This is a genomic window from Streptomyces sp. NBC_00996 (assembly GCF_045162675.1).
Classification (GTDB): domain Bacteria; phylum Actinomycetota; class Actinomycetes; order Streptomycetales; family Streptomycetaceae; genus Streptomyces.
Genome location: NZ_CP108723.1, coordinates 9,268,077 through 9,281,121, shown reverse-complemented (window position 1 = coordinate 9,281,121; position 13,045 = coordinate 9,268,077). Strand labels below are relative to the sequence as shown.

At 69.9% G+C, this 13,045-nt stretch carries 11 protein-coding genes and 1 pseudogene; 3 read left to right on the top strand and 9 right to left on the bottom strand.

Going from position 1 to position 13,045, the window contains the following annotated elements; all coding sequences use genetic code 11:
- Positions 1 to 6 precede the first annotated feature (6 nt).
- Positions 7 to 939: a LysR family transcriptional regulator gene (locus OG390_RS42960; protein ID WP_406175557.1), complete on the bottom strand. Its 933-nt coding sequence runs from the start codon at positions 937 to 939 to the stop codon at positions 7 to 9.
- A gap of 53 nt (positions 940 to 992) precedes the next feature.
- On the opposite strand from OG390_RS42960, the gene moaA reads away from it, so the two are divergent.
- Positions 993 to 2,114, top strand: coding sequence for a GTP 3',8-cyclase MoaA (gene moaA, locus OG390_RS42955; RefSeq protein WP_406175555.1), 1,122 nt, complete (start codon positions 993 to 995; stop codon positions 2,112 to 2,114).
- 87 nt (positions 2,115 to 2,201) lie between these two features.
- Here the strand turns inward: moaA and OG390_RS42950 are convergent.
- From OG390_RS42950 to OG390_RS42930, 5 genes and pseudogenes are all read right to left on the bottom strand, one after another.
- Positions 2,202 to 2,531: pseudogene (locus OG390_RS42950) on the bottom strand (MFS transporter); the annotation flags it as partial.
- Between the two features lie 5 nt (positions 2,532 to 2,536).
- On the bottom strand, positions 2,537 to 2,749 hold the full coding sequence (locus tag OG390_RS42945) for a formate dehydrogenase subunit delta (RefSeq protein ID WP_399091644.1): 213 nt from the start codon (positions 2,747 to 2,749) through the stop codon (positions 2,537 to 2,539).
- A 1-nt stretch (position 2,750) separates the two neighbouring features.
- Complete coding sequence (gene fdhF, locus OG390_RS42940) at positions 2,751 to 5,567, bottom strand: formate dehydrogenase subunit alpha (protein ID WP_406175553.1); 2,817 nt, start codon at positions 5,565 to 5,567, stop codon at positions 2,751 to 2,753.
- Positions 5,564 to 7,177, bottom strand: a complete 1,614-nt coding sequence (locus OG390_RS42935; RefSeq protein ID WP_406175551.1) for a formate dehydrogenase beta subunit — start codon at positions 7,175 to 7,177, stop codon at positions 5,564 to 5,566. Before OG390_RS42935 ends, fdhF begins: the two co-directional genes overlap by 4 nt.
- A gap of 2 nt (positions 7,178 to 7,179) precedes the next feature.
- A complete protein-coding gene (locus OG390_RS42930; RefSeq protein WP_406175549.1) occupies positions 7,180 to 7,653 on the bottom strand; it encodes an NAD(P)H-dependent oxidoreductase subunit E in 474 nt (157 codons plus the stop codon).
- Between the two features lie 423 nt (positions 7,654 to 8,076).
- On the opposite strand from OG390_RS42930, the gene OG390_RS42925 reads away from it, so the two are divergent.
- A complete protein-coding gene (locus OG390_RS42925; RefSeq protein WP_406175547.1) occupies positions 8,077 to 8,766 on the top strand; it encodes a GntR family transcriptional regulator in 690 nt (229 codons plus the stop codon).
- Positions 8,767 to 8,793: 27 nt separating this feature from the next.
- On the opposite strand, the gene OG390_RS42920 is transcribed toward OG390_RS42925, so the two are convergent.
- Positions 8,794 to 9,588 (bottom strand): acyl-CoA dehydrogenase family protein, encoded by a 795-nt coding sequence (locus OG390_RS42920; protein ID WP_406175545.1) that lies wholly within the window; start codon positions 9,586 to 9,588, stop codon positions 8,794 to 8,796.
- A 214-nt stretch (positions 9,589 to 9,802) separates the two neighbouring features.
- On the opposite strand from OG390_RS42920, the gene OG390_RS42915 reads away from it, so the two are divergent.
- Positions 9,803 to 10,495, top strand: coding sequence for a GntR family transcriptional regulator (locus OG390_RS42915; RefSeq protein ID WP_406175544.1), 693 nt, complete (start codon positions 9,803 to 9,805; stop codon positions 10,493 to 10,495).
- Positions 10,496 to 10,558: 63 nt separating this feature from the next.
- Here OG390_RS42915 and OG390_RS42910 read toward each other — a convergent pair whose 3' ends face one another.
- Both OG390_RS42910 and OG390_RS42905 read right to left on the bottom strand, forming a co-directional pair.
- On the bottom strand, positions 10,559 to 11,110 hold the full coding sequence (locus tag OG390_RS42910) for a beta-class carbonic anhydrase (protein ID WP_406175542.1): 552 nt from the start codon (positions 11,108 to 11,110) through the stop codon (positions 10,559 to 10,561).
- A gap of 137 nt (positions 11,111 to 11,247) precedes the next feature.
- Positions 11,248 to 12,915 (bottom strand): molybdopterin-dependent oxidoreductase, encoded by a 1,668-nt coding sequence (locus OG390_RS42905; protein WP_406175540.1) that lies wholly within the window; start codon positions 12,913 to 12,915, stop codon positions 11,248 to 11,250.
- Between the last annotated feature and the right edge of the window lie 130 nt (positions 12,916 to 13,045).

The window sequence follows — 13,045 nt, the reverse complement described above, 5'->3', positions numbered from 1 at the left end:
CCCCGCTCACCGCACGCGATGCTCGGTCGGCAGGGGTTGGCCGAAGAAGTCGTCCAGCGACAGGCCCGTCGCCGCGTTGACGAAAGCCCGGGCGGCGACCGAGCCGGGGGTCGCCGCGTGGATCGCCACCGAGACCTGGGCCCCGGCCTCCGGGTCGACCAGGGGCAGCGCTCTCGTCCTGCCGACCACCGGCATCGCGCGCAACCACGTGTGCGGCACGATGCTGGCCCATTCGCCGCCGCCCACGTGGGCGTAGAGGGAGGCGATCGAGTCCGTCTCCACCTGCGGGGTCACCACGAAGCCCTTCTCCGCGAACACGGTGTCGACGATCTGGCGGATCCGCATGTCGGGTGTCAGCAGTGCGAGCGGCAGCTGGGCCGCGTCCGCCCACGTCATGGTGGAGGCCTGGGACATCAGCTGGTCGTCGGACACCAGCAGCATGTACCTCTCCTGGTACAGGGGAACGACCTGCAGTCCCTCCTGGTCGCCCGGGTCGAAGTGGGCGATCGCCACATCCAGCTCGAAGTCGCGCAGCTGGCGGTGGAGTTCCTTCGTCGACAACCGCGAACGGACCTGCACCTTGGCCAGTGGGTGCGCCGCACAGAACGCGGCCACGGGAAGCGCCAGCGTCGTCGACGCCGTGGGGTCCGTCCCGAGCCGCAGCGTCCCCGTGATGCCCGACTGCACGGCGGCCACCTCGGCCTTGAACGCGTCCTGCTCGGCGAGGATCCGCTTCGCCCACACGACCAGGCGCTCGCCCTCCGGGGTGAGGCCCTGGTAGTTGTGCCCGCGGTTGATCAGCGTGACGTTCAACTCCCGCTCCAGCTTGGCGATCGCCGCCGAGAGCGCGGGCTGGGACACATAACAGGACTCCGCCGCCCGGGCGAAGTGCCGCTCCCTTGCCACCGCCACGAAGTATTCCAGCTGCCGGAACAGCATGACCGACTCCTCTCTTCCCGGGGCCGCGCCAGCGCTACGAACGGAAGAGCTGGATGCCATGTGATCAGCCGAAGCCTACCCAGCGCGGCAAGCGGCCCCTTCTTCCGGTCGCAGGTCAGCGCGTCAGGCGGGCACCGGCCCCTCGGCCCGCGAATCCGCCGTGGCGCGTCGCGCCAGGAGGTCGGTGGCGGCATGGACCGCGCGCAGCGTGGGCGCTTCGGCGCCGGAGATGTCGGCCATCTCCACCACCGCGGTCACGATGGCGTCGAGTTCCCGAGGAGGGCCTGCGATGGCTCCCCAAACCGGAGTTGCTCACCGACGACGAGATCGTGCGACTGGTCTCCATCGCGGTCTCGGAACTGGGCATCACCGAAGTCCGCTTCACCGGAGGTGAACCGTTGCTCCGCCCCGGGCTGGTGAGCATCGTCGAGCGCTGCGCCGCCCTCGCCCCACGCCCCGAGCTCTCGCTGACCACCAACGGCATCGGTCTCGCCCGTACCGCCGAGGCCCTGCGCACCGCGGGCCTCGACCGGGTCAACGTCTCCTTCGACACGCTGCGTGCCGAGGTCTTCCGCACCCTCACCCGCCGCGACCGACACCACGACGTCATCACCGGTCTCACCGAGGCCCGCGATGCCGGACTCGTGCCGGTCAAGGTCAACTCGGTCCTCATGCGCGACATCAACGACGACGAGGCCCCGGACCTGCTGGACTGGGCCCTTGAGCACGACTACGAGCTGCGCTTCATCGAGCAGATGCCGTTGGACGCCCAACACGGCTGGCAGCGCGCCCACATGGTCACCGCCGCCGAGATCCTCGAAAGGCTCCGCGCCCGCTACACCCTCACTCCCGAGGTCTCCTCGCTGCGCGGCTCAGCACCGGCCGAGCGCTGGCTGGTCGACGGTGGCCCCGCCCGGGTCGGGGTGATCGCCTCGGTCACCCGGCCGTTCTGCCGCGACTGCGACCGCACCCGGCTCACTGCCGACGGTCAGGTCCGCGACTGCCTGTTCGCCCGCGAGGAGTCCGACCTGCGCGCGGCGCTGCGCTCGGGTGCGTCCGATCAGGATATCGCCGAACGCTGGCGCGCCGCGATGTGGGGCAAGAAGGCAGGCTCCGGTCTCGACGACCCGTCCTTCCTCCAGCCCCGGCGCCCGATGTCCGCCATCGGCGGCTGACCACCGGCTGGACGGCCGCCCCGAGGCCGGACCGCTCAACCGGTCCCGTCCGGCGCCGGTCAACTCGGCGCGGCCGCTGGCCTGTTGCCCGGCACTCGGTCCGCGGCGCGGCCGTCCCGGCTGTCGCAGGAACAGCGTGATCCCCGCGGAGAGGAAGGCGATGCCTCCGGCGAGGCTGTAGCCGCCCGCATAGCCCCAGGCGCTGATCACCGAGGCGGCCAGACCGCCGCCGCCCACCCCGCCGACCAGCTCGGCGCTGTACACCAGGCCGTAGTTCTGCGCGGTGTTGTTCTCCGCGAAGCAGTCGGGCACGAGCGCGGCGAACAGCGGGGAGAAGGCGCCGCTGCCGAATCCGTTCAGGAACGAAATCGAGGGCCCGCATCGCGGGCCGGGCCGCCTCCCGCCCGGCCCGCGCAAGCGGGTCAGCGCATCAGCTTCACCGCGGCGACCACCAAGGGGTCGAGGCCGTCCGCTCCGGCGTCGACGAACTCGTACAAACGCGTGCGCATGCGTGGGTCCCAGAACCTCCCGATGTGGCCCGCGACCGCCTCGGCGGCCTGCTCCCCCGGCAGGTGTCCGAGGTGCGCGGCGATGTCGTTGGCCATCCGGCGTTCCGGAGGCACGGCGGCCGCCATCTCAGTCCACCACCGTAACCAGGTCGTCCGCCGCCGGCTCCGCTTCGCTGTGCTGGAGCGGGCGCGCGAGACCGACCTGCACGGCGGTCACCTTGTACTCCGGGCAGTTGGTCGCCCAGTCGGAGTTCTCCGTGGTCACCACGTTGGCGCCGGTCACGGGGTGGTGGAACGTGGTGTACACGACCCCGGTCGGCATCCGGTCGGAGATCTCCGCGCGCAACGTGGTCTGCCCGACACGGCTGGCCAGGGTGACCATGTCACCGTCGGTGATGCCGCGCACCTCGGCGTCGTGCGGGTGCAGCTCCAGGACGTCGTCGGGATGCCACGCGACATTGCCGGTACGGCGGGTCTGCGCGCCGACGTTGTACTGGCTGAGGATCCGCCCCGTGGTCAGGACCAGCGGGAAGCGCCGGGTGCTGCGCTCGTTCGTCGGCACGAAGGCGGTGACCACGAACTTGCCCTTGCCCCGGACGAACTCGTCCACGTGCATCACCGGCGTTCCCTGCGGAGCCGACTCGTTGCACGGCCACTGGACACTGCCGAGCTTGTCCAGCACCTCGAAGGACACACCGGTGAAGGTGGGGGTGACCGAGGCGATCTCGTCCATGATCCGGCTCGGGTGGACGTAGGCCATCGGGTAGCCCATGGCGGTGGCGATCTCACTCACGATCTGCCACTCGTGCTTGCCGGTCTTCGGCTTCATCACCGCGCGCACCCGGTTGATCCTGCGCTCGGCGTTGGTGAACGTGCCGTCCTTCTCCAGGAACGACGCGCCGGGCAGGAAGACGTGCGCGAACTTGGCCGTCTCGTTGAGGAACAGGTCCTGCACGACGACCAGTTCCATGGCCTCGAGCGCGGCGGTGACGTGCTTGAGGTTGGGGTCGGACTGGGCGATGTCCTCGCCGTGCACGAACAGACCGCGGAAGGTTCCGTCGATCGCCGCGTCGAACATGTTGGGGATACGCAGTCCGGGCTCGGCCAGGAGTGTGCCGCCCCAGAGGTTCTCGAACACGGTGCGCACGGCGTCGTCGGACACGTGCCGGTAGCCGGGCAGTTCGTGCGGGAACGAGCCCATGTCGCAGGAGCCCTGCACGTTGTTCTGACCGCGCAACGGGTTCACGCCGACGCCGTCACGGCCGATGTTGCCGCACGCCATCGCGAGGTTGGCCATGCCCATGACCATGGTCGAGCCCTGGCTGTGCTCGGTGACGCCAAGACCGTAGTAGATGGCGCCGTTGGGTGCCTCGGCGTACAGCCGGGCGGCGGCCCGCAGCTCCTCGGCCGGCACCCCGGTGATCGCTTCGGCGACCTCGGGGCTGTTCTCCGGGCGGACGATGAACTCCGCCCACTCGTCGAACCCTTCGCACCGCTGGTCCACGAAGGACCGGTCGACCAGACCCTCGGTGACCACCACGTGCGCCATGGCATTGACCACGGCGACGTTGGTGCTCGGCCTGAGCTGGAGGTGGTGCTGGGCCTCGATGTGCGGCGAGCGCACCAGGTCGATGCGGCGCGGGTCGACCACGATGAGCTGCGCGCCCTCGCGCAGCCGGCGCTTCATCCGGGAGGCGAACACCGGATGCCCGTCCGTCGGGTTGGCCCCGATCACCATGATCACGTCGGCCTCGGCCACCGAACGGAAGTCCTGGGTGCCGGCCGACTCGCCGAAGGTCTGCTTGAGCCCGTATCCCGTCGGGGAGTGGCACACGCGGGCACAGGTGTCGACGTTGTTGTTGCCGAAGGCCGCACGCACCATCTTCTGGACGACGTAGACCTCTTCGTTCGTGCACCGTGACGAGGTGATCGCGCCGATCGCACTCGATCCGTACCGGTCCTGGAGCTCGCGCATCCGCCGGGCGACCGTGCCGATCGCCTCGTCCCACTCGACCTCGCGCCACGGATCGGTGATTCTGTCCCGCACCATGGGCTTGAGCACCCGGTCGGGGTGGGTGGCATAGCCGAAGGCGAACCTGCCCTTCACGCAGGAGTGGCCCTCGTTCGCTCCGCCGTCCTTGTACGGCACCATCCGGACCAGTTCGTCGCCGCGCAGTTCGGCCTTGAACGAGCAGCCGACACCGCAGTACGCGCAGGTGGTGACCACCGAGCGGGTCGGCATGCCGAGTTCGACGACCGACTTCTCCTGCAGCGTCGAGGTCGGGCAGGCCTGCACGCAGGCTCCGCAGGAGACGCACTCGGAGTCCATGAAGGTCTCGCCGGCGCCCGCCGAGACCTTGGAGTCGAAGCCGCGCCCCTCGATGGTCAGCGCGAACGTGCCCTGCACCTCGCCGCAGGCGCGCACGCAGCGGGAGCAGGCGATGCACTTGGACGGGTCGAAGTCGAAGTAGGGGTTGGACGTGTCCTTCTCGGCGTCGAGGTGGTTCTCGCCCTCGTAGCCGTACCGGACCTGCCTGAGTCCCACCACGCCGGCCATGTCCTGCAGTTCGCAGTCGCCGTTGGCCGGGCAGGTGAGGCAGTCGAGGGGGTGGTCGGAGATGTAGAGCTCCATGACGCCCTGGCGGAGCTTCTCCACCTTCGGCGTCTGGGTGCTCACCTTCATGCCGTCGGCGCACGGTGTGGTGCAGGACGCCGGGGTGCCGCGCCGGCCGTCGATCTCCACCACACACAGTCGGCAGGAGCCGAACGCCTCGAGGCTGTCGGTGGCGCACAGTTTGGGTATGTCGACACCGGCCTGCGCGGCGGCGCGCATCACCGACGTACCCTCCGGGACGGTCACCGGGAGGCCGTCCACCTCCACCGACACCGTCGCCGGACCGGGCCTTTCCGGTGTTCCGAAGTCGGGTTCCTTGAGCAGTGTCATGCCGTGCCCTCCGTCCTCACGCCAGTCGCTTGTACGGGTTGGATCTCCAGGAATCGACGGCCGCCGAGGAAATCGTCGGGGAAGTGAGTGAGGGCGCTGCGTACGGGCATCGGCGTCAGCCCGCCCATCGCGCACAGCGAGCCGTCGGTCATCAGGTCGCACAGATCCTCGAGCAGGGCGAGGTTCTCGTCCCGGTGCTGACCGGCCACGATCTTGTCGATCACCTCGACGCCCCGCACCGAACCGACCCGGCACGGCGTGCACTTGCCGCAGGACTCCTCGGCGCAGAACTCCATCGCGAAGCGCGCCTGGGCGGCCATGTCGACCGTGTCGTCGAACACCACGATGCCGCCGTGACCGACCATCGCTCCGGCCTCGGCGAACGCCTCGTAGTCCATCGGCAGATCGAACATCGACTTCGGCAGATAGGCGCCGAGCGGCCCGCCGACCTGCACCGTGCGCACCGGGCGTCCGGAGAAGGACCCGCCGCCGTAGTCCTCGACCAGCTCACGCAGGGTGACGCCGAACGCCGTCTCCACGATGCCGCCGTGCGCGATGTTGCCGCCGAGCTGGAAGACCTGGGTGCCCCGCGACCGCTCGACGCCCAGTTCCTGGTACGCCTTCGCGCCGTCGGCGAGCACGACGGGCACGGTCGCCAGCGTGAGGACGTTGTTCACCACGGTCGGTTTGCCGAACAGGCCCTCGATCGCCGGGATCGGCGGCTTCGCACGCACCATGCCGCGCTTGCCCTCCAGGCTCTCCAGCATGGAGGTCTCCTCGCCGCAGATGTACGCGCCGGCGCCGACCCGGACATGCAGGTCGAAGTCGAGCGCGGAGCCGAGGATGCCCTTGCCGAGCCAGCCGTGCTCGCGGGCGATATCGATCGCCGCGCGCATCGTGGCCACCGCGTCGGGGTACTCCGAGCGGATGTAGAGGTAGCCCTCGCTCGCCCCGACCGCGTGCGCGGCGATCGTCATGCCCTCGATGAGCAGGAACGGGTCGCCCTCCATGACCATGCGGTCGGCGAAGGTCCCGCTGTCGCCCTCGTCGGCGTTGCAGCAGACGAACTTCAGCTCGTCGGCGCAGTCGAGCACGGTCTTCCACTTGATGCCCGCCGGGAATCCCGCGCCGCCCCGGCCCCGCAGCCCGGATGCGGTGACCTCCGTGACCACGTCCGCCGGTGCGCGCTCCAGGGCGGCGCGCAGCCCCACAAGGCCGCCGTGTTCCAGATAGTCCTGCGTCGACAAGGGGTCGGTCACCCCGACTCTGGCGAAGGTGACGCGCGTCTGCCGTGCCAGCCAGGGCAGTTCGTCCACGACTCCCAGCCGCAGCGGATGGTCCGCCCCGTCGAGCATGCCGGCGGCCAGGAGCCCGTCCACGTCCGAGGGGGCCACCGGCCCGTAGCCGACGCGGCCCTGCGGCGTCACGACCTCGACCATCGGCTCCAGCCACAGCATGCCGCGCGATCCGTTGCGCACCAAGTCGATGGCGAAGTCTCCACGCGTGGCCGCGCCTTGCAGCGCGTCCGCGACCTCGTCCGCGCCGACGGACCGGGCCGCCGAGTCGCGGGGGACGTAGACCGTCGCCGCGGAGTGCGAAGAGTTGTTCATGATCAGACCGTCCCGTTGAGGATCGAGCCCAGCCGGTCCGGGCCCACTCGTCCGTACAGCCGCCCGTTCGCCTCCACGGACGGCCCGAGTGCGCAGTTGCCGAGGCAGAAGACCTGCTCGACGGTCACCGAACCGTCAGCCGTCGTCTCGCCGAGGGTCAGTCCGGCCTCGCGGGCGTAGCCCACCAGGCCGTCGGCCCCGAGCGCCTGGCATGCCTCGGCACGGCAGATGCGCACCGTGGTGCGTCCCGCGGGCTCGCGGCGGAAGTCGTGGTAGAAGGTCACCACTCCGTGGACGTCCGCCCGGGAGAGGTTGAACTCGTCGGCGAGAACCGGTATCGCCTCTTGCGGTACATGGCCCAACTCCGCCTGAACGGCGTGCAGTACGGGCAGCAGCGCACCGCGCCGGCCCCGGTGACCGGCCACCACTCTCCGGACCACATCCTCGACCGTCACGTCACTCCCGCTGGTCGTCATGATCGCTCCGCCTTCCGTCACGCGGGTCCCCGGCGAGGGTTGCAGGAGACTGAGACACTACCCCATACAGGCTTCTGTATACAGAACTCGATCGCAAAGAAGTCCCCCGATCGCGGCGCGCCTGCGCCGAAGCGCGCGGCCCATCGGCGCACGCACGAGGAACGTGCCACGACCCCGGCGCGCGCACCCGAGGAACGCAGCCCGCCCCCAGGGCTCACCCGAGGACGCGAGCCCCCGGGATGCACCCTCCGCAGGCCGGCCCGCCTACGGGAACCCCCGTCGGCCAGGGCGTCACCACCGGCCGCCCATGCCATCTTGCATACCAAAACCTGTATGCTGACGCTGCCGTCGGCAACCCTCTCGGCGGCCACCACTTGGCAGAGCCGTCGGCCCTCGCGGACCCGGTGGCAGAACGGGGCAACCATGCGCGAGGCACTCACGGCCGCGGCGTCCCGGCGCGTCACCCGCCCGGCACCACTGCGCCAGGCCGTGTACGACGCGCTGACCGAACTGATCGTCAGCGGCTCCCTCAAACCCGGCCAGCACCTGGTCGAGGCGGAGCTCGCCGAGCACCTCGGCGTCAGCCGCCAGCCGGTGCGCGAAGCCCTGCAGCGGCTGCAGACCGCCGGCTGGGTGGACCTGCGCCCCGCCCAGGGCGCCTTCGTCCACTCCCCCACCGAAGAAGAGGCCGCCCAGCTCCTCGGTGTCCGCGCGGTACTGGAAACCTATTCGGCCCAGCTCGCCGCCCAGCACGCGAAGCCCGAAGACATCGAACGCCTCTGGGAGTTGCAGCAGGAAGGTGTCGACGCGCTCGCCGGGGGCGACGTCGAACGCCTGGTCGCGGCCAACACCGCTCTGCACGCCTTCATCACCTCCGTTGCCGACAACGCCGTACTCGCCGAACTGATCTCGCAGGTGGGCCAGAAGGTGCGCTGGTACTACACGCCCATCGCCAAACCCCGCGGCAAGGAAGCCTGGAACGAACACAGCCAGCTCATCAAAGCCATCGCCAAGGGCGACGCGGACCGCGCGGGCGAGGTCATGCGCAAGCACACCGAGCGCACGACCGGCTTCTACCGCAAGCAGATCGCCGCCGGGGCGAGCCAGGACTGACCGAACGGGCCGCCCTCCGGGCCGGGTTCAGGACGAGGCCAGGGAGTCGGCGGGGCGGCGAGCGGACCCGGCGTCGACAGCCAGGGGACGAAGGGCCTCGACGCCTGCGGCGGTCCGCAGTTCGAGCAGCCACGGCAGGACGGTGCGCAACACGATGTCGAGTCCGCCGCCGTCCCCGCCGAGCATCGCGTCGGCGGGCACCAGAACCGGGTCGGCGAACACCGTGGACGTCGCACTGCCGTACGGCCCCGCACCGCCGGGCCGCGCCGGGACGAACAGGTCCGGAGCGTGCGCCGGAACCACCCAGAGCGTCAGGCCGTCCGGTGCGGCGAGCGGCTGGGAGGACCAGACATAACTGTCGGCCTCTCCCGCCGCGACCACTTGGTGTTTACGGGCGCGCAGGGCGACCACGTCACCGGAGCGAGCGGCGACGGAACGTGAGACGAGGAGCTGAGCCTCCACCCCCTGACCACCGGCGACGTCTTCCGCCAGGGCGAGGCTGCCGAGGTGACGTCCGGCGGCGATCTCGCCGCGCACCCAGGGACTGCCGTACGACTCGATGACGGCGACCGCCGCGTAGTGGGACTGGAGCACGGCCGCCGTGGCCGGGCAGACACGCGCGGTCCGCGCCACCACCTCGACGGCTTCCGGAAGCCCCCTTCCGCCACCGCCGAATTCGGTGGAGACGGTGAGCCCCAGCAGCCCGGCGTGGCCGAGGGCCGTCACGGCGCCGCGGGGGAACTTGCCCTTCCTGCCGGTCACTTCGACCGAGGGCGCGATGACACTGGTCAGAACTTCGGAGAGAGCGGTGCGGTACGACACGGGGTGACCCCCTCGGGAGCTGTTGCCGGTCCACTGTCAGACGGTGGATGATTGCATACAGTATTCTGCATGCCTCCGAGAGCGCCAGAGGTGCGCCGAGGCAATTTCCGCAACTACGCGACGCAGCTCGCACTCCAGAATGGCTATTGCATACTAAACTCAGTATCCCGAAGCCGATGGTTTGGCGTCAGCAGTCGAACGAGGGAGAGGGCCCATGCCCGAGACACCCACCGTGGCAGCCCGCGGCCCGATCATCCGGCCCGCCCCGCTGCGTCAGGCCGTCTACGACGCCCTGACGGAACTGATCATCAACGGCTCCCTCACACCCGGCCAGCACCTGGTCGAGGCCGAGTTGGCCGAAAGACTCGGCGTCAGCCGCCAGCCGATACGCGAAGCGCTCCAACGGCTGCAGACCGCCGGCTGGGTCGACCTGCGCCCCGCCCAGGGCGCCTTCGTCCACTCCCCCACCACGGAGGAATGCGCCCAGCTCCTCAGCGTCCGGGCCGTCCTCGAAACCCACTCGGCACGCGCCGCCGCCCAACACGCCACGCCCCACGACGTGGCCCGGCTGTGGGAACTGCAGGAGACCGGCCTCACCGCCCTCGCGGCCGGCGACGCCCGGGCCATCGTGGAGGCCAACGCCGCCCTGCACGCGCACATCACCCATCTCTCGCGCAACGCGGTCCTCGCCGAGCTCATCCCCCAGGTGGACCGACGCGTGCGCTGGTACTACATGCCCATCGCCAAACCGCGCGGCACGGACGCCTGGAGCGAGCACGCCCGGATCATCGAGGCCATCGCCGACGGCGACCCCGACCGCGCCGAAGAGCTCATGCGCCGGCACACCCGCAACACCACCGACTTCTACTGCAAGCAGATCGCCGCGGTGGCCGGCCGCGGCGTCTGACCATGGGGGCGCGACAGGGCGCCCGGCGACGGAGACAGGGGGCCGGGCGCCCGACGACCGTGCTCAGGACCGCGGGTCGATCTCCCGCAGCAGCCCCGACGACACGTCGAAGACGAAGCCTCGTACATCGTCGGTGTGCGGCAGGAACGGTGAGGTGCGCACCCGTTGCATCGACTGCCGTACGTCCTGGTCGACGTCCGCGAAGGCCTCCACCGCCCATGCCGGCCGCTGTCCGACCTCCATCTCCAGTTCGTGCCGGAAGCCCTCGGTGAGGCTCTGCAGACCGCAGCCGGTGTGGTGGATGAGTATGACGCTGCGGGTGCCGAGCGCACGCTGACTGATCGTCAGGGATCGGATCGTGTCGTCGGTGACCACACCGCCCGCGTTGCGGACGGTGTGACAGTCACCCAACTGCAGGCCGAGCGCGGCGTGCAGGTCGATGCGCGCGTCCATGCAGGCCACGACGGCCACCCGCAGGACCGGGCGGGCGTCCATGCCGGGGTCGACGAATCCGGCGGCGTAGGCGCCGTTGGATTCCACGAGCCGGTCGATGACCGTCTCGGCGCCGGGCACGCCGCGGGAGGACTGGGCGAAACGGGGTACTGGTGTGGACATGCTGGGCTACCTCACTCCGGTCGAGTTGGAACCGCCTGCCGGGCAGGGAGATGGAGATGCATACAGTATGGGGTAGTCAGTATTCTGGATCTCGCTCGACACGTTGTCCAGGGACCACGCAAGGCTTTCCCCCTCCTTCAGCCCACGGCGACGGCCGGCTCCAGGCGGACCACGACACCCTTCGACGTAGGCGTGTTGCTGATGTCGGCCACGCTGTCCAGCGGCACCAGGACGTTGGTCTCGGGGTAGTAGGCCGCGGCGGAACCGGGAGTGGTGGGATAGGCGACCACCCGGAACTTCTCGGCGCGGCGCTCCACGCCGTCCCGCCAGACGCTCACCAGGTCCACCTCGCTGCGGTCGGCGAGCCCGAGTGCCTCCAGGTCGGCGGGGTTCACGAGCACCACACGGCGGGCGTTGTGGATGCCTCGGTAGCGGTCGTTCATGGCGTACGGAACGGTGTTCCACTGGTCGTGCGAGCGCAGGGTCTGCAGGAGGAGATGGCCCTGGGGGGCGCGCAGCATCTCGAAGTCGTTGCGGGTGAAGACGGCCTTGCCGCTCGGGGTCGGGAACACCCCCTCGTTGACCGGGTTGGGCAGCCGGAAGCCGCCGGGCCGGGCCACCCGGGAGTTGAAGTCCTCGAAGCCCGGCACGACCCGGGAGATACGGTCACGGATCGTTCCGTAGTCCGCCTCGAACTTCTCCCAGGGGAGGGACGGGCGGTCGCCCAGGGTCCGCCGGGCCAGCCGCGAGATGATCGCGACTTCGCTGAGCAGGTGCGGGGAGGCCGGATGCAGGCGGCCGCGCGAGGCGTGCACCTCGCTCATGGAGTCCTCGACGGTGATGAACTGCTCCCCGCCCGCCTGGATGTCGCGGTCGCTGCGGCCGAGCGTCGGCAGGATCAGCGCGGTCCCGCCGCAGACGGTGTGGGAGCGGTTGAGTTTGGTGGAGATGTGCGCGGTGAGCCGGCACCGCCGCATGGCCCGTTCGGTGACCTCACTGTCGGGCGTGGCCCGGACGAAGTTTCCCGCGACGCCGACGAAGACCTTGGCGTCGACGATGTGACCGCCGTTGCGCTTGGTCTCCTCCAGCGCCGAGAGCATCCGCGGATGATTGGTCCCCGGGTTCTGGCCCACCACGAAGACGAGGTCACTGTGGTGGATGTCGTCCAGGCTCACGCTGCCCTTGCCGATGCCCAGCGTCTCCTGCAGTGCCGAGCCACTGGACTCGTGGCACATGTTGCTGCAGTCGGGCAGGTTGTTCGTGCCGTAGGCCCGGGCGAAGAGCTGGAGGAGGAAGGCGGCCTCGTTGTTGAGCCGGCCCGAGGTGTAGAAGAGTGCCTCGTCGGGCGAGTCGAGCCGGCGCAGTTCCTCGGCGAGCAGGGCGAGCGCGTCGTCCCAGCCGATCGGCTCATAGTGGTCGGCGCCGGGCCGCTTGACCATGGGTTCGGTCAGCCGGCCCTGCTGGTTGAGCCAGTAGTCGGACTTCTCACCGAGCTCCGAGACGGAGTGCTCCCGGAAGAAGTCCGCGGTGACCCGACGCGAGGTCGCCTCGTCGTTGATGTGCTTGGCACCGTTCTCGCAGTACTCGTTCTTCGCCCGGTGGCCCGGCCCGGGTTCCGGCCAGGCGCAGCCGGGGCAGTCGAAGCCCTTGGTCTGGTTGATGTTCAGCAGGGTCAGCGCCGTCCGCCGGACCGACGTCTGGCCGAGCGAGTACTGCATCGCGTGCGTCACCGCGGGCAGTCCGGTCGCCCAGGTCTTGGGCGGGGTGACCTCCAGAAGGTCTTCCGGGTCTTCGATGTTGCTCATGATCTGGCCTGTGCCTTTCTACCGCTGCCGCGCGTATGACGGATCCGGCGCCGCGGCCGCCCGGAGATCAGCTTCGGACAGGCCGTGAAAGGTAGTCAAAGTGAGAACAGCTTCCACGTGATAAACGCCG